We start from the raw sequence: 17,170 nt of genomic DNA, 5'->3' as shown, positions 1-17,170 counted from the left end.
TAAAGAGCGGGAGTATAACCCGATTCGCCCCCGCCTCTACCCTTGGAGCCTTATGCCACGCTGCTTTTGGTGTACCGATGATCCGTTGTACCAGGCCTACCACGACAGCGAGTGGGGCACGCCCCAGCGCGAGCCCGGCGCGCTGTTCGAAATGCTGCTGCTCGAAGGCTTTCAGGCCGGGTTGTCGTGGATCACGGTGCTGAAGAAGCGCGAGCGCTACCGTGAGGTGCTGTTCGGCTTCGACCCGCAGCGCCTGGCGCAGATGACCGATGCCGAGATCGAGGAGCGCATGCTCGACCCCGGCATCATCCGCAACCGCCTCAAGCTCAACGCCGCGCGGCGCAACGCCAGGGCCTGGCTGGCGCTGGACGAGCCGGCGCAGTGGCTCTGGTCGTTCGTCGGCGGGGTGCCGAAAATCAATCATTTCAGCCAGCGCAACGAGGTGCCGGCGGTGACCGATGAGGCCACGGCCATGAGCAAGGCCCTGAAGAAGGCCGGCTTCACCTTTGTCGGGCCGACCATCTGCTATGCCTTCATGCAGGCCACTGGCATGGTCATGGATCACACCACCGATTGCGATCGTTACGCCGCCCTGCGCCGCTGACGGTTACAATGCGCGGCTTGCAGAAGGAGGAACCTGCCTGTGGATAAGTTCAAGGGCGCCTTGATGGTCGGGGCGTTGCGATTGTTTGCCAAGTTGCCCTGGGGCGCGGTGCAGCGGGTTGGCGCGGCCATCGGCTGGATCATGTGGAAGGTGCCCAACAGCTCGCGCAACGTGGTGCGCATCAACCTGGCCAAGTGTTTCCCCGAGATGGACCCGGCCGGACGCGAGCGCCTTGTGGGCCGCACGCTGATGGATATCGGCAAGTCGTTCACCGAAAGCGCCTGTGCGTGGATCTGGCCGGCGCAGCGCTCCATCGACCTGGTGCGCGAGGTCGAGGGCCTGGAGGTGCTGCACGAGGCACTGGCGTCGGGCAAGGGCGTGGTGGGCATCACCAGCCACCTGGGCAACTGGGAAGTGCTCAACCACTTCTATTGCAGCCAGTGCAAGCCGATCATCTTCTACCGTCCGCCCAAGCTCAAGGCGGTGGATGACCTGCTGCGCGAACAGCGCGTGCAACTGGGCAACCGCGTGGCGGCGTCGACCAAGGAAGGCATCCTCAGCATCATCAAGGAAGTGCGCAAGGGCGGCCAGGTGGGCATTCCGGCCGACCCGGAGCCGGCGGAATCGGCGGGGGTGTTCGTGCCGTTCTTTGCCACCAAGGCACTGACCAGCAAGTTCGTGCCGAACATGCTGGCCGGTGGCAAGGCGGTGGGGGTGTTCCTGCATGCGTTGCGCCTGCCGGACGGTTCGGGCTTCAAGGTGATCCTGGAAGCGGCGCCGGATGCGATGTACAGCACCGACGTGGAGACCTCGGCGGCGGCCATGAGCAAGGTGGTGGAGCGTTATGTGCGCACGTATCCAAGCCAGTACATGTGGAGCATGAAGCGCTTCAAGAAGCGCCCGCCGGGCGAGACGCGCTGGTACTGAGCGCCCCTTCGCCGGCAAGGCCGGCTCCTACAGGCGATTTGCGTAGGAGCCGGCCTTGCCGGCGAATGAAGCGACGCGCGCTCAGGCCTTGTCGAGCTTCCTGAGAAACACCGTCATCTCCTTCTCCGCCTGCTTGTCCCCATGCGCCTGCGCTGCAGCCAGCCCTTCGGTCCAGGCCTGGCGCGCGCCGGCCACGTCGCCCTGCACCTGATACGCCTTGCCCAGCAGCTTCCACGCCGCCGAGTACTTGGGGTCGAACTCCACGCAGCGGCGCAGGTGCAGCGCGGCCTCTGCGCCGTTGCCCTCATCCAGCCAGGCCTTGCCCAGGCCGAAGCGCAGCAGCGAGTTATCCACACCCTTGGCCAGCATCTTTTCCAGTGATTCGCGCATTCCGGTTTCTCCCTAGAAGAAGCTCAGGCCCACGTGGAACAGCTTCTCCACGTCGCGGATGTACTTTTTATCCACAACGAACAGGATCACGTGGTCGCCGGACTCGATCACCGTGTCGTCGTGGGCGATCAGCACCTGCTCGTCGCGGATGATCGCACCGATGGTGGTGCCCGGCGGCAGCGCGATGTCCTCGATGGCCTTGCCGATCACCTTGCTCGACTTCGAATCGCCGTGGGCAATGGCCTCGATGGCTTCGGCCGCGCCACGGCGCAGCGAGTGCACGCTGACGATGTCGCCGCGGCGTACGTGGGCCAGCAAGGTGCCGATGGTGGCCTGCTGCGGGCTGATGGCGATGTCGATCTCGCCGCCCTGCACCAGGTCGACATAGGCCGGGTTGTTGATGATGGTCATCACCTTCTTCGCGCCCAGGCGCTTGGCCAGCAGCGAGGACATGATGTTGGCTTCGTCATCGTTGGTCAGGGCCAGGAAGATGTCGGCGTCGGCGATGTTCTCTTCCAGCATCAGGTCGCGGTCCGAGGCGCTGCCCTGCAGCACCACCGTGCTGTCGAGGGTGTCGGACAGGTAGCGGCAACGGGCCGCGTTCATCTCGATGATCTTGACCTGGTAGCGGCTCTCGATGGCCTCGGCCAGGCGTTCGCCGATCTGCCCGCCGCCGGCGATCACCACGCGCTTGTTGGTTTCGTCGATGCGGCGCAGCTCGCCCATCACTGCGCGGATGTGGTTCTTGGCGGCGATGAAGAACACCTCGTCGTCGGCCTCGATCACCGTGTCGCCCTGTGGCTTGATCGGCCGGTCGCGACGGAAGATCGCCGCCACGCGGGTGTCCACGTTGGGCATGTGCTCGCGGATCTGGCGCAGCTGCTGGCCCACCAGCGGGCCGCCGTAGTAGGCCTTGACCGCCACCAGCTGGACCTTGCCCTCGGCGAAGTCGATCACCTGCAGGGCGCCGGGGTGCTCGATCAGGCGCTTGATGTAGTGGGTGACCACCTGTTCGGGGCTGATCAGCACGTCGACCGGGATCGCCTCGTTGTTGAACAGGCCGCTGCGGGTCAGGTAGGCCGACTCGCGAACCCGGGCAATCTTGGTCGGGGTGTGGAACAGGGTGTAGGCCACCTGGCAGGCGACCATGTTGGTCTCGTCGCTGTTGGTCACCGCCACCAGCATGTCGGCATCATCCGCACCGGCCTGGCGCAGCACCGTCGGCAGCGAGGCGCGGCCCTGCACGGTGCGGATGTCGAGGCGATCGCCCAGATCGCGCAGGCGGTCGCCATCGGTGTCGACCACGGTGATGTCGTTGGCTTCGCTGGCCAGGTGCTCGGCCAGCGTGCCGCCGACCTGCCCCGCGCCCAGGATGATGATCTTCATCCGCTCTCCCTTGTGCTGGTTAGTGTCCGCGAACGGCGGCGATCTTGATCAGCTTGGCATAGTAGAAGCCATCGTGGCCGCCTTCCTGCGCCAGCAGCTGCCGGCCATGGGGCTGGCGGATGCCGGCCTCGGTGGCCAGGTCCAGCTCGCGCGCGCCCGGCGTGCGGGCCAGGAACGCCTCGATCACTTCGGTGTTCTCGGTCGGCAGGGTCGAGCAGGTGGCGTAGAGCAGGATGCCGCCCACTTCGAGGGTTGGCCACAGCGCGTCGAGCAGCTCGCCCTGCAGGCTGGCCAGGGCAGCGATGTCATCGGCCTGGCGGGTCAGCTTGATGTCCGGGTGGCGACGGATCACACCGGTGGCCGAGCAGGGAGCGTCCAGCAGGATGCGCTGGAAGGTCTTGCCGTCCCACCAGCTGGCGGTGTCGCGGGCATCGCAGGCGATCAACTGGGCCTCCAGGCCCAGGCGGTCGAGGTTTTCACGCACGCGGGTCAGGCGCTTGGCTTCCAGGTCGATGGCCACCACCGCCTCCAGCCCGGCATGCGCCTCGAGCAGGTGGCAGGTCTTGCCGCCGGGGGCGCAGCAGGCGTCGAGCACGCGCTGGCCGGGCGCCAGGTCGAGCAGGTCGGCGGCCAGCTGCGCGGCTTCGTCCTGCACGCTGATCCAGCCCTGTTCGAAGCCCGGCAAACCGCGCACGTCGCAGGCCTCGGCGAGCAGGATACCGTCACGGCTGTACGTGCACGGCGCGGCATCGATGCCGGCTTCGCGCAGCAGGCCCAGGTAGGCATCGCGGCTGTGGTGGCGGCGGTTGACCCGCAGGATCATCGGCGGGTGGGCATTGTTGGCGGCGCAGATGGCTTCCCACTGCTCGGGCCAGAACGCCTTGAGCGACTTCTGCAGCCAGCGCGGGTGCGCGGTGCGCACCACCGGGTCGCGTTCGAGTTTGGCAAGCATCTCGCTGCTCTCGCGCTGGGCGCGGCGCAGCACGGCATTGAGCAGGGCCTTGGCCCAGGGCTTTTTCAGCTTGTCGGCGCACCCGACCGTTTCGCCGATGGCGGCGTGGGCCGGCACGCGGGTGTACAGCAGCTGGTAGAGGCCCACCAGCAGCAACGCCTCGACATCCTTGTCGGCGGCCTTGAACGGCTTTTGCAGCAGGCGCTCGGCCAGTGCCGACAGGCGTGGCTGCCAGCGTGCGGTACCGAAGGCCAGGTCCTGGGTGAGGCCGCGATCGCGGGCCTCGACCTTGTCCAGCTGGGCGGGCAGCGAACTGTTGAGCGAGGCCTTGCCGCTGAGCACGGCGGCCAGGGCGCGGGCGGCGGCCAGACGCGGGTTCATTGGCCCAGCACCGTGCCGCTGGCGAATTTTTCGCGGCGGCTGTTGTACAGGTCGCTGAAGTTCAGCGCCTTGCCGCCGGGCAGTTGCAGGCGGGTCAGGCACAGCGCCTGCTCGCCGCAGGCCACGATCAGGCCGTCCTTGCTGGCAGACAGGATCTCGCCCGGCGCGCCCTTGCCATCGGCCAGGCGCGCACCCAGCACCTTGAGGGCTTCGCCGCCCAGGGTGCTGTGGCAGATCGGCCACGGGTTGAAGGCGCGGATCAGGCGCTCCAGTTCCTTGGCGGGGCGCGACCAGTCCAGACGCGCCTCGTCCTTGTTCAGCTTGTGGGCATACGTGGCCAGGGCGTCGTCCTGCACTTCGCCGTGCAGGGTGCCCGCGCCCAGGCCGTCGATGGCCTGCAGCACCGCGGGCGGGCCCAGTTCGGCCAGGCGATCGTGCAGGCTGCCGCCGGTGTCGCTGGCGCTGATCGGGGTGCTGACCTTGAGCAGCATCGGCCCGGTGTCCAGGCCGGCCTCCATGCGCATGACCGTCACGCCGCTTTCGGCGTCGCCGGCCTGCACCGCGCGCTGGATCGGCGCGGCGCCGCGCCAGCGTGGCAGCAACGAGGCGTGGCTGTTGATGCAGCCCAGGCGCGGAATATCCAGCACCGCCTGGGGCAGGATCAGGCCGTAGGCCACCACCACCATCAGGTCGGGCTTGAGTGCGGCCAGCTCGGCCTGCGCCTCGGGGCTGCGCAGCGTCGGCGGTTGCAGCACCGGGATGGCGTTATCCACAGCCAGCTGCTTGACCGGGCTGGGCATCAGCTTCTGGCCACGGCCGGCCGGGCGGTCTGGCTGGGTGTAGACCGCGACGATTTCATGGGGGCCGGCCAGCAGGGCCTTGAGGTGTTCGGCGGCAAACTCGGGGGTGCCCGCGAAGACGATGCGCATGCAGTTCTCGCTTAAAAAGAAAAAGGCTTGCCGGAGCAAGCCTTCTGGAATGAGGGATCAAGCGTTCTGGCGGTGCTGCTTTTCCAGTTTCTTCTTGATGCGGTCGCGCTTGAGGTTCGACAGGTAGTCGACGAACAGCTTGCCGTTGAGGTGGTCGCATTCGTGCTGGATGCACACGGCCAGCAGGCCTTCGGCGATCAGTTCGAAGGGCTTGCCGTCGCGATCCAGGGCCTTGACCCTGACCTTCACCGGGCGGTCGACGTTCTCGTAGAAGCCGGGTACCGACAGGCAGCCTTCCTGATACTGGTCCATGTCGTCGGTGAGCATTTCCAGCTCGGGGTTGATGAAGACCCGCGGTTCGCTGCGGTCTTCGCTCAGGTCCATGACCACCACGCGCTTGTGCACGTTGATCTGGGTGGCGGCCAGGCCGATGCCAGGGGCTTCGTACATGGTTTCAAACATGTCATCGATCAACTGACGGATGCTGTCGTCCACTTCCGTCACCGGTTTGGCGATGGTGCGCAGGCGCGGGTCCGGGAATTCGAGGATGTTCAAGATGGCCATAAGCGTATGAGCTGCACTGTGCGATGGGTTGCAAACATGAATGCACATAATAAAGGTATTCGGCGCGTTCGGCACCCTTCTCAAGGTCGGCTAGGGTTTTGAAGGCGACTGGCGGCCCGCACCGGGCGGCGAGTTGTCAAACTATTATCAACAGAGTTATCCACAGGTTTTCACGCGTGGCTGACCCGCCTTCGATCAAGGATGATCCGATGCCCCTCCCGCCTGTTGCGGCGTGCTCGCCGGTTGAACTCGAGGCACGTCTGCGCCTGCACCGCCTTCCCGATATCGGGCCAAAGGGCTTTGGCCTGCTGCTGGAAGCCTTTGGCAGCGCGGCCGCCGCGCTTGATGCGCCCGCCACACAATGGCGGGCGCTGGGCCGCAGCCCGGCCAGCATAACGGCCCGCCACAGTGCCGAGGCTTACGCCGGCGCAGCGGCTGCAATGGCCTGGCTAGAGCGGCCCGGGCAGCATTTGCTGATGTGGGACGCCCCCACCTACCCTGGCTTGCTGGCCGAGCTTTGCGATGCCCCGCCCCTTCTGTTCATTGCCGGCGACCCGATGATTCTGGAGCAGCCGCAGCTGGCCATCGTCGGCAGCCGGCGCGCTTCACGCCCGGCCCTGGACACCGCGGCCGCGTTTTCCAGGCAACTGGCCCAGGCCGGTTTCGTGATTACCAGCGGCCTGGCACTGGGGGTCGACGGTGCCGCTCACCAGGCTGCAATGGATGCTGGCGGACGCACTATCGGCGTGCTCGGCACCGGCCTGCAAAAACTTTATCCACAGCGACATCATGCCCTCGCGCAGGCCATGGCCGAGCGCGGTAGCGCAGTGGTCTCGGAGTTCCCGCTGGATGCCGGACCGGTGGCGGCCAACTTCCCGCGGCGCAATCGCATCATCAGCGGGCTGTCGCTCGGCGTGCTGGTGGTGGAGGCCAGCCTGGCCAGCGGTTCGCTGATCACCGCGCGCCTGGCAGCCGAACAGGGGCGCGAGGTGTACGCGATTCCTGGCTCCATCTACCATCCGGGGGCCAGGGGCTGCCATCAATTGATACGTGATGGCGCGATGCTGGTGGAGAGCATAGAGCAGATTCTGGAAAGTTTGCGTGGCTGGCAGAACCTTCCGTCGGCCGCCCCCGAGCCGGTGGTGCACCCGCTGCTGGGGTTGCTGCTGGCGGCGCCGCACACCACCGAGGCGCTGGCGCTGGCCAGCGGTCAGGCCCTGCCCCAGGTGCTGGCCACGCTCACCGAACTGGAGCTGGACGGGCGTGTGTGCAGTGACGCGGGGCGTTGGTTTGCCCGGCCGGGCTAAGTACACTGCGTACCAGCCTTTGAACGCGGAGTGACAACGATGGTGAACAGTTGGCGTGTGCAACAAGCCGCGCGGGAAATTCGGGCGGGTGCGGTACTGGCCTATCCGACCGAGGCGGTCTGGGGCCTGGGCTGTGACCCGTGGAACGAGGAGGCGGTGGACCGCCTGCTGGCGCTCAAGTCCCGCTCGGTGAACAAGGGGCTGATCCTGATTGCGGACAACATCCGCCAGTTCGACTTCTTGTTCGAGGACTTCCCCGAGCTGTGGCTGGACCGCATGGCCAGCACCTGGCCGGGGCCCAATACCTGGCTGGTGCCGCACCAGGGCATGTTGCCGGAATGGATCACCGGCGTGCATGACACCGTGGCGCTGCGGGTCAGCGACCACCCGGTGGTGCGCGACCTGTGTTCGCTGGTGGGCCCGCTGGTGTCGACCTCGGCCAACCCGCAGGGCCGGCCGGCAGCGCGCTCGCGCCTGCGTGTGGAACAGTACTTCCACGGGCAGCTGGATGTGATCCTGGGCGGCAGCCTGGGCGGGCGGCGCAACCCGAGCGTGATTCGCGACCTGGCCACGGGGCAGGTCGTCAGAGCGGGGTGACCCCATTCGCCGGCAAGGCCGGCTCCTAAAGGCGCGCCAACGTCTGTAGGAGCGGGCCTTGCCGGCGAAGCATTCAGCGCCGATTCAGGGCAGCAGTACCGTAGACCCAACCGTCCGCCGCGCCGACAGCTCTGCCTGAGCCTTGGCCGCCTCGGCCAGCGGATAGCGCTGCTGGATATCCACAGCCAGCTTGCCGCTGGCGATCATTTCGAACAGCTCGTCGGCCATCGCCTGGGTGTTCTCGGCATTGTTGGCATAGCTGGCCAGCGTCGGCCGGGTCACATACAGCGAGCCCTTCTGCGCCAGGATCCCCAGATTGACTCCGCTCACCGCGCCCGACGCATTGCCGAAGCTCACCATCAGCCCGCGCGGCGCCAGGCAGTCCAGCGAGGTCAGCCAGGTGTCCTGGCCCACGCCGTCGTACACCACCGGGCACTTCTTGCCGCCGGTCAGCTCCAGCACGCGCTGCGCCACGTCTTCACGGCTGTAGTCGATGGTTTCCCATGCACCCAGGGCCTTGGCCCGCGCCGCCTTCTCCGGCGAGCTCACGGTACCGATCAGCTTCACGCCCAGGGCCTTGGCCCACTGGCAGGCCAGCGAACCCACCCCACCGGCGGCGGCATGGAACAGCACCGTCTGGCCGGCCTGCAGCGCGTAGGTCTGGCGCAGCAGGTACTGCACGGTCAGGCCCTTGAGCATCACCGCGGCGGCCTGCTCGAAGCTGATGCTCTCGGGCAGCTTCACCAGGTTGGCTTCAGGCAGCGTGTGCACCTCGCTGTAGGCACCCAGCGGACCGCCAGCGTAGGCCACCCGATCGCCCACCTTGATCCGCGTCACGCCCTCGCCCACCGCCTCGACCACGCCGGCAGCTTCGGTGCCCAGGCCCGAGGGCAGTGCCGGCGGCGCGTACAGCCCGCTGCGGAAATAGGTGTCGATGAAGTTCAGACCAATGGCGTGGTTGCGCACGCGGACCTGTTGCGGGCCGGGCGCGGCGGGTTCGAAGTCCACCAGGGTCAATACCTCGGGGCCGCCATGCTGGCTGAACTGGATACGCTTGGCCATCTGCACTCTCCTGCTGGATCCGGGAAAACCCCTATCGGACGCCTTTGCTTGATCGCCGTCAACTGCGGGTGGCCTGCCGCCGGTGGTATGCTACGCGCCGAATTCAGCGCCGGCCCCCGCCTGGCCCGGCCCTAGCCCGTTTCCAAGGTGACCTGATGACTACCCGCACCGAGGCCGTGAAGGCCTACCTGCTCGACCTGCAAGACCGGATTTGCGCCGCCCTGGAAAGCGAAGACGGCGGCGCCCGCTTCGTCGAGGACGCCTGGGTACGCGAAGCCGGTGGCGGTGGGCGCACGCGGGTGATCGGCGAAGGCAACGTCATCGAAAAAGGCGGGGTCAACTTCTCGCACGTGTTCGGCAGCGGCCTGCCGCCGTCTGCCAGCGCGCACCGCCCCGAACTTGCTGGCCGTGGTTTCGAGGCGCTGGGGGTGTCGCTGGTGATCCATCCGCACAACCCCCATGTACCGACCTCCCACGCCAACGTGCGCTTCTTCATTGCCGAGAAGGAAGGCGAAGAGGCGGTATGGTGGTTCGGCGGCGGATTCGACCTCACGCCCTACTACGCCCACGAAGAAGACTGCATCCACTGGCACCGCGTGGCCGAGCAGGCCTGCGCACCGTTCGGCGCCGATGTGTACCCGCGCTACAAGGCCTGGTGCGACCGCTACTTCCACCTCAAGCACCGGGGCGAGCCGCGGGGCATCGGCGGCTTGTTCTTCGACGACCTGAACGAGTGGGACTTCGACACCTGCTTCGCCTTCATCCGCGCCATTGGCGATGCCTACGTCGAGGCCTACCTGCCCATCGTGCAACGGCGCAAGGCGCAGCCGTACACCGCCCAGCAGCGTGAATTCCAGGAGTTCCGCCGCGGGCGCTACGTGGAATTCAACCTGGTGTACGACCGTGGCACCCTGTTCGGCCTGCAATCGGGCGGTCGTACCGAGTCGATCCTGATGTCGCTGCCGCCGCAGGTGCGCTGGGGCTATGACTGGAAGGCTGCGCCGGGCAGCGAAGAAGCACGCCTGACCGAGTACTTCCTGCAGGACCGCGACTGGCTGGGCCTGGACAAGGCCGCTCACTGAACCCATTGTGGATAACGTGCCCGATTCGCCGGGCGGACTCAGGAAACGCGTCATGGACCAGTACGTTGTATTCGGCAACCCGATCGGCCACAGCAAGTCGCCGCTGATTCACCGGCTGTTCGCCGACCAGACCGGCCAGCAGCTGGAGTACAACACCCTGCTGGCGCCGCTGGACGATTTCAGCATGTGCGCGCTGGGCTTCTTCAAGCAGGGCAGTGGCGCCAACGTCACCGTGCCCTTCAAGGAGGAAGCCTACCGCCTGGTGGGTGACGGCCTGACCGCACGCGCCTGGCGAGCCGGGGCGGTGAACACGCTGACCCGGCTGCCCGACGGCAGCCTGCAGGGCGACAACACCGACGGTGCCGGCCTGGTGCGCGACCTCACGGTGAATGCCGGGGTCGAGCTCAAGGGCAAGCGCATCCTGCTGCTGGGGGCCGGCGGCGCGGTGCGCGGGGTGCTCGAGCCGTTGCTGGCGCATGAGCCTGCGTCGCTGGTGATTGCCAACCGTACGGTAGAAAAGGCCGAGCAGCTGGCCCGCGAGTTCGACGACCTGGGGCCGGTGGCCGCCAGCGGCTTCAGCTGGCTGGAAGAGCCGGTGGACCTGATCATCAATGCCACCTCGGCGAGCCTGGCCGGCGAGATGCCGCCGATTGCCGCGAGCCTGATCGAACCGGGCGTGACCGTGTGCTACGACATGATGTACGCCAAGGAGCCCACGCCGTTCTGTCGCTGGGCCACCGAGCATGGGGCGGCCAAGGTGCTGGACGGGCTGGGAATGCTGGCTGAGCAGGCGGCGGAGGCGTTCTTCATCTGGCGCGGGGTGCGCCCGGACACCGGGCCGGTGCTCGATGAGCTGCGCCGGCAGCTGGCGCGGGGCTAGAACGCGGCGCTGCCTTCTCCGGCAAGGCCGGCCCCTGTAGGCGCCGGCCTTGCCGGCGAAGGGCGCAACTCAATCCTCAAACTGGACCGGGCAATCAGCCGCCCCTTCCAGCTTCTGCAACTCCTCCACCACCTGCCCCCTCGCCCGCCGCAGCACCAGCTGACGTCCCTGCCGGCGCAGCCGCCGCGCCTCCTGGTGCAGCATCTCCACCCCCGAGTAATCGATGAAGTTGATCTGCCGCGCATCGATCACCACCACCGGTGCCTGGCACCGCTGCAGGCGCACCTGCAGATAATGGCTGGCGCCGAAGAAGATCGAGCCGAACACCCGCAGCACATCCGCCTCGCCTTCGCGCGACTGCTGTACCCGTGGCTGCGAAGTGCGCTTGAGGTAGAAGAACAGCGACGCCAGCACCCCGGCATAAATCGCCGTCTGCAGCTCCAGCAGCAAGGTAGCGACGCAGGTCAGCAGCATCACCAGAAACTCCGGCCGGCTGACCCGGTACAGCGCCCGAATCGCACGGTGATCCACCAGCCCCCAGCAGATCAGCAGGATGCTGCCGGCCATCGCCGGGATCGGGATGTGCGCGATCAGGCTGGCGCCCGCCACGGCGAACAGCGCCACCCACAGGGCCGAGAACACCCCCGCCAGCGGAGACTGCGCCCCGGCCTCATAGCTGAGCCCGGAACGGGTGAACGAGCCCGACGACAGGTAGCCGGAGAACCATGCACCGCCCAGGTTGGACAGGCCCTGGGCGCGGATCTCCTGGTTGGCGTCGATCAGCTGTTCGGAGCGGATCGACAGCGAGCGCGCAATCGACAGGCTGGTGACCAGCCCCAGCATGCCCACCGCCACGGCACTGGGCAGCAGGCGCAGGATCAGCTCCAGGTCCAGCAGCGGCAGCGGGCTCAGCGGTGGCAGCCGGCCAATGAACGCCGGCACCAGCGCCACATGGCCGAACAGTGCCGGCCACAGCCACACCAGCAGGCTGGCGCCGGCAAGGCTGATCAACAGCGCCGGCCAGCGCGGCCGTGCGAGCTTGATCGACAGCCCCAGCAGCAAGGTGCCCAGCCCCAGCAGCGATGGCCAGTCGATGTCGCCGGCATGCTGCAGCAGGCCTTGCAGGGTTCTGAGGGCGGTGGCCTGGCTGGCGAGGTCGAGCCCCAGCAGGTTCGGCACCTGGCCCAGGGCGATCACCACTGCAGCGCCGAGGGTGAAGCCGAGCACCACCGAGTGCGAGACGAAATTCACCAGCGCGCCGAAGCGCAGCATGCCCAGCAGCCACTGGAACACCCCGGCCAGGAAGGTCAGCAGCAGGATCAGGCGGATGTAGTCGTCGCTGCCGGGCACCGCCACGGGGCTGATGCTGGCGTAGAGCACGATGGAGATGGCGGCGGTGGGCCCGCAGATCAGGTGCCACGACGAGCCCCACAGGCACGCGATCAGCACCGGCACGATGGCCGCGTACAGCCCGTACTCGGCGGGCAGGCCGGCGATCAGCGCATAGGCGATCGACTGCGGCAGGGCCAGGATCGCCCCGCTGAGCCCCACCAGCAGGTCGCGCCGCACGCTGGCACGGGTTTGCCGAGGCAACGAGGCGAGAAAGGGAAACAGACGGTGGCGCTCTAGCCAGGCCATGAAGCTCTCTATGCAGTGCGGTGAAGGCTCAGGGTGCAGGCTATGGCGGCCCGGTGCAAGTCAGGGGGCCTCGATGAAATTCACCTGTTCGCCAACATGCAGGTTCAGGTCCAGCAGGTCGGCAATGCCCGCAGCGATGCCTGCCAGGCTGTCCGGGTGCTCGCTCAGTGGCGTGTTGACCAACGTCCAGCGCAGGCCACCGGCCTGCAACAACTCCGCCAGCGGCGCCGCGCCGCCGCCAAACTGGCCCACCAGCACGATGCGACGCAGGGGCGTGCGGGCCATGCCCGCGAGCAGGGCCTGGGTCATCAGCCCCTGGCGCGAGAAGTCGCCGGGCGCCAGGCCGTCGAGCAGGCACACCACGGCCGAGCCGCCGGCGATGCTCTGTTCGGCCTGGTCTGCGCTGGCCAGGCCGCCGTTCTTGACGTGCAGGCCGGGGCGCGCCTGGGGCTGGTTGAGGTCGTCGAGGATCAGGGTCACCTCGTGCTGGCGCTGCAGCAGTTCGCTTACCAGCGCATCACCCAGGGTGCACTGGCCGCCGAGCAGGATCAGTTTGAAGACAGGTGTTTCGGCGTTTTTCACGATAGCGCTCCGGGGGTATCCTGATGGCCTTTGGACCTGCGGGAGCACCTGGGGGTTCGGTCGAATTCAGGAGGCAGCGTGCAACGGATAAAGGGGTATCACGCCCATGTGTATTACGACGCCGGTACGATGGAGCAGGCGCGGGCGCTGTGCGAGGAAGCCGCCACGCTGTTTGGCGTGAGCATGGGGCGCATGCATCAGAAACCGGTGGGGCCGCACCCGGACTGGAGCTGCCAGCTGGCATTCGGGCCGGAGATGGTGGGCGTGGTGCTGCCGTGGCTGGCGTTGTACCGCAAGGGGCTGGTGGTGTTTCTGCATCCGCTGACCGGCGATGAGTTGGCCGATCATCGGGACCATGCGATCTGGATGGGGGCCGTGCGGCCGCTGGATCTTTCGATGTTCGAAGGGGCTTGAAGCGGCGGTGAGGCTTTCGCCGGCAAGGCCGGCTCCTACAGGACTGCGGTGTCTGTAGGAGCCGGCCTTGCCGGCGAAAGAGGCGACGCGGTATCAGCCTTTGCGCGCGCCGCGCACACCTTCGGCCAGCGCCGAACACAGCGCCAGCACATCGCTTACCGCCTGCTCGCCCGTACTGGCGTTGGCCACCTTGTCCACCAGCGCCGAACCCACGACCACACCATCGGCCAGCCGCGCAATGGCTGCCGCCTGTTCAGGCGTGCGAATGCCGAAGCCCACGCTGATCGGCAGGTCGGTGTGGCGGCGCAGGCGCTCGATGGCGCCGCTTACCTGATCGCTGGTCGCCGAGCCTGCGCCGGTCACGCCGGCTACCGACACGTAGTACACAAAGCCCGAACTGCGCTCCAGCACGCGTGGCAGGCGCGCGTCATCGGTGGTCGGGGTGGTCAGGCGGATGAAGTCGATGCCCGCGGCCTGGGCCGGGGTGGCCAGCTCGGCGTCGTGCTCCGGCGGCAGGTCGACGATGATCAGGCCGTCCACGCCCGCATCCCTGGCCTCGGCCACGAACTTCTCCACGCCGAAGCGGTGGATCGGGTTGTAGTAACCCATCAGTACGATCGGCGTGGTGGCATTGCCGGTGCGGAACTCGCGCACCATCTGCAGGGTTTTGGCCAGGGTCTGCCCGGCCTCCAGCGCACGCAGGGTGGCCAGCTGGATGGCCACGCCGTCGGCCATCGGGTCGGTGAACGGCATGCCCAGCTCGATCACGTCGGCACCCGCAGCCGGCAGGCCCTTGAGGATCGCCAGCGAAGCGTCGTAGCCCGGGTCACCGGCGGTCACGAAGGTCACCAGGGCAGCGCGGCCCTCGCGCTTGAGGTCGGCAAAACGTTGTTCAAGACGGTTCATGCCTGCTTCTCCTGCGCGGCCATATGGCTCATTACGGTTTGCATGTCCTTGTCGCCACGCCCCGAAAGGCACACCACCATCAGGTGGTCCCTGGGCAGGGTGGGCGCACGCTTGATGGCTTCGGCCAGCGCGTGGGAGGTTTCCAGCGCCGGGATGATGCCTTCCAGACGGCAGGTGGCGTGGAACGCATCCAGCGCCTCGTCGTCGGTGATGCTCACGTACTCGACGCGCTTCACTTCGTGCAGGTAGGCGTGCTCCGGGCCGATGCCGGGGTAGTCCAGGCCGGCGGAAATCGAGTGGGCGTCGGTGATCTGGCCATCGGCGTCCTGCAGCAGGTAGGTGCGGTTGCCGTGCAGCACGCCGGGCACGCCGCCGTTGAGGCTCGCTGCGTGCTTGTCGGTGTCGACCCCGTGGCCGCCGGCCTCGACGCCGATGATCTGCACACTGGCGTCATCGAGGAAGTCATGGAACAGACCCATGGCGTTGGAGCCACCACCCACGCAGGCGATCAGGCTGTCGGGCAGGCGTCCTTCCTTGGCCTGCAGCTGCTCGCGGGTTTCCTTGCCGATGATCGACTGGAAGTCGCGCACCATCGCCGGGTACGGGTGCGGGCCGGCCACGGTGCCGATCAGGTAGAAGGTGTCGTCGACGTTGGTCACCCAGTCGCGCAGCGCTTCGTTCATGGCGTCCTTGAGGGTGCCGGTGCCGGCGGTGACCGGCACGATCTCGGCGCCCAGCAGCTTCATGCGGAACACGTTGGCCTGCTGGCGCTCGATGTCGGTGGCGCCCATGTAGATCACGCAGGGCAGGCCGAAACGTGCGGCCACGGTGGCGGTGGCCACACCGTGCATGCCGGCGCCGGTTTCGGCGATCAGGCGCTTCTTGCCCATGCGCTTGGCCAGCAGCACCTGGCCGATGCAGTTGTTCACCTTGTGCGCGCCGGTGTGGTTGAGCTCTTCGCGCTTGAAGAAGATCTTCGCCCCGCCGCAGTGTTCGGTGAGGCGCTCGGCGAAGTACAGCGGGTTAGGACGGCCGATGTAGTCGCGCTGGAAGTACGCCAGTTGCTCGTTGAATTCGGGGTCGGCCTTGGCCGCTTCGTATTCGCGGGCCAGGTCGAGCACCAGCGGCATCAGGGTTTCGGCCACGTAGCGGCCACCGAATGCGCCAAACAGGCCGTTGGCATCGGGGCCGCTGCGGAAGTTGGTCTGGGTCATGGGTCGCTCCAGGGCGTGGGTATGAGGTCGCAATGGGCCTACTCTACCCACGACACGCGCCGCTGAAAACCGATAAGATCGCCACAACCTGTCAGGAAAACTCACACGTCAATGGCCAGAGAACTGCCCCCGCTCAATGCCCTTCGGGCCTTTGAAGCCACCGCCCGGCTCAACAGCGTCAGCCAGGCTGCCGAGCAACTGCACGTGACCCACGGTGCGGTGAGCCGGCAGTTGAAGGTGCTTGAAGAGCACCTGGGCGTGAGCCTGTTCGTCAAGGAAGGGCGCGGCATTAAACTCACAGATGCAGGTGTGCGCCTGCGCGACGCCAGCAGCGACGCCTTCGAGCGCCTGCGCAGCGTGTGCGCCGAGCTGGGCCAGGACCGCGCCGACGCACCGTTTGTGCTGGGTTGTTCAGGCAGCCTGCTGGCGCGCTGGTTCATTCCGCGCCTTGGGCGCCTGCAGGCCGACCTGCCAGAGCTGCGTCTGCACCTGTCGGCGGGCGAAGGCGACCTGGACCCGCGCCGGCCGGGGCTGGATGCGCTGCTGGTATTCGCCGAGCCGCCGTGGCCGGCCGACATGCAGGTGCACGTGCTGGCACAGGAATGCATCGGGCCGGTGCTCAGCCCGCACTTTCCAGGGTTCGACCGCCTGCGTCAGGCGCCAGCCAGCGCCTTGCTGGGGGAAACCCTGCTACACACCACCTCGCGGCCCCAGGCCTGGCCCGACTGGGCCCGCCAACAGCACATCGACCCGCAGGCAATGCGCTACGGGCAAGGGTTCGAGCATCTGTATTACTTGCTGGAGGCAGCTGTGGCCGGCCTGGGGGTGGCGATCGCCCCGCAGCCGCTGGTGGCCGATGACCTGCGTGCCGGCAGGCTGGCGGCACCGTGGGGCTTTGGTCCTACGCGGGCGTCATTGGCGCTGTGGGTGCCCCGGCGCGCCGCGGACGGGCGCGCCGAGCAGCTGGCGCACTGGTTGCGCGCCGAACTGGGGCGGCAGACGCTTTAGTCGCCGCGCTTGCACAGCAGGTAGGCGGCCAGCAGGCCCAGTGCGCCCACGGCCACGCCGGCGGTGGTCCAGGGGTGTTGCTGGGCATAGTCACGGGTGGCGATGCCGGTTTCTCGGGTCTTGGTCTTGACCTCTTCATAGGCATCGGTGAGCAGGCTGCGCGAGTGACGCAGGGCATTTTCGGCATTGCCCTTGAGGCTCTTCAGGGTCTTGCGCGACTCGTCCGAAGCATCGTCTTTGAGGTTTTCCAGGGATTTGAGGAGACTTTCGATTTCCGCTTCCATGCTTTGCAACGAGGCTTTACGTAGCGAGCTATTGGCCATGGTGGCTCTCCTTCAGGGTTTGAG

The 17,170-nt window shown here is 67.2% G+C and carries 19 protein-coding genes; 8 read left to right on the top strand and 11 right to left on the bottom strand.

The window, feature by feature from the left end:
- The first annotated feature begins 52 nt into the window (after window positions 1-52).
- Both CR917_RS00505 and CR917_RS00500 read left to right on the top strand, forming a co-directional pair.
- On the top strand, window positions 53-604 hold the full coding sequence (locus tag CR917_RS00505) for a DNA-3-methyladenine glycosylase I (RefSeq protein WP_043862243.1): 552 nt from the start codon (window positions 53-55) through the stop codon (window positions 602-604).
- Window positions 605-643: 39 nt separating this feature from the next.
- Window positions 644-1,531, top strand: coding sequence for a lysophospholipid acyltransferase (locus CR917_RS00500; RefSeq protein ID WP_104571751.1), 888 nt, complete (start codon window positions 644-646; stop codon window positions 1,529-1,531).
- An 81-nt stretch (window positions 1,532-1,612) separates the two neighbouring features.
- On the opposite strand, the gene CR917_RS00495 is transcribed toward CR917_RS00500, so the two are convergent.
- Genes CR917_RS00495 through def form a run of 5 tightly spaced genes read right to left on the bottom strand, consistent with a single transcriptional unit; the run spans window position 1,613 to window position 6,133 of the window.
- On the bottom strand, window positions 1,613-1,921 hold the full coding sequence (locus CR917_RS00495) for a tetratricopeptide repeat protein (RefSeq protein ID WP_088514199.1): 309 nt from the start codon (window positions 1,919-1,921) through the stop codon (window positions 1,613-1,615).
- A 12-nt stretch (window positions 1,922-1,933) separates the two neighbouring features.
- Complete coding sequence (gene trkA / locus CR917_RS00490) at window positions 1,934-3,307, bottom strand: Trk system potassium transporter TrkA (protein ID WP_043862246.1); 1,374 nt, start codon at window positions 3,305-3,307, stop codon at window positions 1,934-1,936.
- Window positions 3,308-3,326: 19 nt separating this feature from the next.
- Window positions 3,327-4,640, bottom strand: a complete 1,314-nt coding sequence (gene rsmB / locus CR917_RS00485) for a 16S rRNA (cytosine(967)-C(5))-methyltransferase RsmB (protein WP_104571750.1) — start codon at window positions 4,638-4,640, stop codon at window positions 3,327-3,329.
- The gene (gene fmt / locus CR917_RS00480) at window positions 4,637-5,569 is read right to left on the bottom strand and encodes a methionyl-tRNA formyltransferase (protein WP_104571749.1); all 933 of its coding nucleotides are present in this window, start codon (window positions 5,567-5,569) and stop codon (window positions 4,637-4,639) included. The genes rsmB and fmt overlap by 4 nt, the downstream gene beginning before the upstream one ends.
- 57 nt (window positions 5,570-5,626) lie before the next feature.
- Window positions 5,627-6,133, bottom strand: coding sequence for a peptide deformylase (gene def / locus CR917_RS00475; RefSeq protein ID WP_043862249.1), 507 nt, complete (start codon window positions 6,131-6,133; stop codon window positions 5,627-5,629).
- A gap of 209 nt (window positions 6,134-6,342) precedes the next feature.
- Between def and dprA the strand changes: the two genes are divergently transcribed.
- The gene (dprA, locus tag CR917_RS00470; protein WP_104571748.1) at window positions 6,343-7,440 is read left to right on the top strand and encodes a DNA-processing protein DprA; all 1,098 of its coding nucleotides are present in this window, start codon (window positions 6,343-6,345) and stop codon (window positions 7,438-7,440) included.
- Between the two features lie 39 nt (window positions 7,441-7,479).
- Window positions 7,480-8,037, top strand: coding sequence for an L-threonylcarbamoyladenylate synthase (locus CR917_RS00465; protein ID WP_043862251.1), 558 nt, complete (start codon window positions 7,480-7,482; stop codon window positions 8,035-8,037).
- Window positions 8,038-8,121: 84 nt separating this feature from the next.
- Here CR917_RS00465 and CR917_RS00460 read toward each other — a convergent pair whose 3' ends face one another.
- A complete protein-coding gene (locus CR917_RS00460; RefSeq protein ID WP_054916045.1) occupies window positions 8,122-9,099 on the bottom strand; it encodes an NADPH:quinone reductase in 978 nt (325 codons plus the stop codon).
- Between the two features lie 155 nt (window positions 9,100-9,254).
- Between CR917_RS00460 and hemF the strand changes: the two genes are divergently transcribed.
- Window positions 9,255-10,181, top strand: coding sequence for an oxygen-dependent coproporphyrinogen oxidase (gene hemF, locus CR917_RS00455; protein WP_043862252.1), 927 nt, complete (start codon window positions 9,255-9,257; stop codon window positions 10,179-10,181).
- Window positions 10,182-10,233: 52 nt separating this feature from the next.
- Window positions 10,234-11,061, top strand: coding sequence for a shikimate dehydrogenase (aroE, locus tag CR917_RS00450; protein WP_043862253.1), 828 nt, complete (start codon window positions 10,234-10,236; stop codon window positions 11,059-11,061).
- 69 nt (window positions 11,062-11,130) lie between these two features.
- On the opposite strand, the gene CR917_RS00445 is transcribed toward aroE, so the two are convergent.
- Entirely contained in the window at window positions 11,131-12,699 is a 1,569-nt protein-coding gene (locus CR917_RS00445) for a SulP family inorganic anion transporter (protein ID WP_104571747.1), read from the bottom strand.
- Between the two features lie 60 nt (window positions 12,700-12,759).
- Window positions 12,760-13,281, bottom strand: a complete 522-nt coding sequence (locus CR917_RS00440; protein ID WP_058541986.1) for an NAD(P)H-binding protein — start codon at window positions 13,279-13,281, stop codon at window positions 12,760-12,762.
- A 78-nt stretch (window positions 13,282-13,359) separates the two neighbouring features.
- Here CR917_RS00440 and CR917_RS00435 point away from each other — a divergent pair, with 78 nt between their 5' ends.
- Entirely contained in the window at window positions 13,360-13,695 is a 336-nt protein-coding gene (locus tag CR917_RS00435; RefSeq protein WP_043862256.1) for a DOPA 4,5-dioxygenase family protein, read from the top strand.
- Window positions 13,696-13,788: 93 nt separating this feature from the next.
- Here the strand turns inward: CR917_RS00435 and trpA are convergent, their stop codons facing one another.
- Both trpA and trpB read right to left on the bottom strand, forming a co-directional pair.
- Window positions 13,789-14,601 carry a tryptophan synthase subunit alpha gene (gene trpA / locus CR917_RS00430; RefSeq protein ID WP_104571746.1) on the bottom strand — a complete coding sequence of 271 codons (813 nt, stop codon included), beginning with the start codon at window positions 14,599-14,601 and terminating at the stop codon, window positions 13,789-13,791.
- A complete protein-coding gene (gene trpB, locus CR917_RS00425; RefSeq protein ID WP_043862258.1) occupies window positions 14,598-15,815 on the bottom strand; it encodes a tryptophan synthase subunit beta in 1,218 nt (405 codons plus the stop codon). Before trpB ends, trpA begins: the two co-directional genes overlap by 4 nt.
- A gap of 111 nt (window positions 15,816-15,926) precedes the next feature.
- On the opposite strand from trpB, the gene CR917_RS00420 reads away from it, so the two are divergent.
- Window positions 15,927-16,823 carry a LysR family transcriptional regulator gene (locus CR917_RS00420; RefSeq protein ID WP_104571745.1) on the top strand — a complete coding sequence of 299 codons (897 nt, stop codon included), beginning with the start codon at window positions 15,927-15,929 and terminating at the stop codon, window positions 16,821-16,823.
- Here the strand turns inward: CR917_RS00420 and CR917_RS00415 are convergent.
- A complete protein-coding gene (locus tag CR917_RS00415) occupies window positions 16,820-17,146 on the bottom strand; it encodes a YqjD family protein (protein ID WP_043862260.1) in 327 nt (108 codons plus the stop codon). The genes CR917_RS00420 and CR917_RS00415 overlap by 4 nt on opposite strands.
- Between the last annotated feature and the right edge of the window lie 24 nt (window positions 17,147-17,170).

Origin of the sequence: Pseudomonas sp. BRM28 (assembly GCF_002939405.1) — a bacterium.
GTDB lineage: Bacteria > Pseudomonadota > Gammaproteobacteria > Pseudomonadales > Pseudomonadaceae > Aquipseudomonas > Aquipseudomonas palmensis.
Note: the sequence above shows the minus strand (reverse complement) of the source record. Positions and strands in the feature narration are given on the sequence as shown.

Excerpts from the sequence above, each read along its gene's own strand:
- aroE (WP_043862253.1), top strand. The coding sequence starts at position 10,234 with ATGGACCAGTACGTTGTATTCGGCAACCCGATCGGCCACAGCAAGTCG.
- trkA (WP_043862246.1), bottom strand. The coding sequence starts at position 3,307 with ATGAAGATCATCATCCTGGGCGCGGGGCAGGTCGGCGGCACGCTGGCC.
- rsmB (WP_104571750.1), bottom strand. The coding sequence starts at position 4,640 with ATGAACCCGCGTCTGGCCGCCGCCCGCGCCCTGGCCGCCGTGCTCAGC.
- CR917_RS00505 (WP_043862243.1), top strand. The coding sequence starts at position 53 with ATGCCACGCTGCTTTTGGTGTACCGATGATCCGTTGTACCAGGCCTAC.
- CR917_RS00415 (WP_043862260.1), bottom strand. The coding sequence starts at position 17,146 with ATGGCCAATAGCTCGCTACGTAAAGCCTCGTTGCAAAGCATGGAAGCG.
- CR917_RS00495 (WP_088514199.1), bottom strand. The coding sequence starts at position 1,921 with ATGCGCGAATCACTGGAAAAGATGCTGGCCAAGGGTGTGGATAACTCG.
- CR917_RS00420 (WP_104571745.1), top strand. The coding sequence starts at position 15,927 with ATGGCCAGAGAACTGCCCCCGCTCAATGCCCTTCGGGCCTTTGAAGCC.
- CR917_RS00465 (WP_043862251.1), top strand. The coding sequence starts at position 7,480 with ATGGTGAACAGTTGGCGTGTGCAACAAGCCGCGCGGGAAATTCGGGCG.
- CR917_RS00460 (WP_054916045.1), bottom strand. The coding sequence starts at position 9,099 with ATGGCCAAGCGTATCCAGTTCAGCCAGCATGGCGGCCCCGAGGTATTG.
- fmt (WP_104571749.1), bottom strand. The coding sequence starts at position 5,569 with ATGCGCATCGTCTTCGCGGGCACCCCCGAGTTTGCCGCCGAACACCTC.
- dprA (WP_104571748.1), top strand. The coding sequence starts at position 6,343 with ATGCCCCTCCCGCCTGTTGCGGCGTGCTCGCCGGTTGAACTCGAGGCA.
- hemF (WP_043862252.1), top strand. The coding sequence starts at position 9,255 with ATGACTACCCGCACCGAGGCCGTGAAGGCCTACCTGCTCGACCTGCAA.
- trpB (WP_043862258.1), bottom strand. The coding sequence starts at position 15,815 with ATGACCCAGACCAACTTCCGCAGCGGCCCCGATGCCAACGGCCTGTTT.
- def (WP_043862249.1), bottom strand. The coding sequence starts at position 6,133 with ATGGCCATCTTGAACATCCTCGAATTCCCGGACCCGCGCCTGCGCACC.
- CR917_RS00445 (WP_104571747.1), bottom strand. The coding sequence starts at position 12,699 with ATGGCCTGGCTAGAGCGCCACCGTCTGTTTCCCTTTCTCGCCTCGTTG.
- trpA (WP_104571746.1), bottom strand. The coding sequence starts at position 14,601 with ATGAACCGTCTTGAACAACGTTTTGCCGACCTCAAGCGCGAGGGCCGC.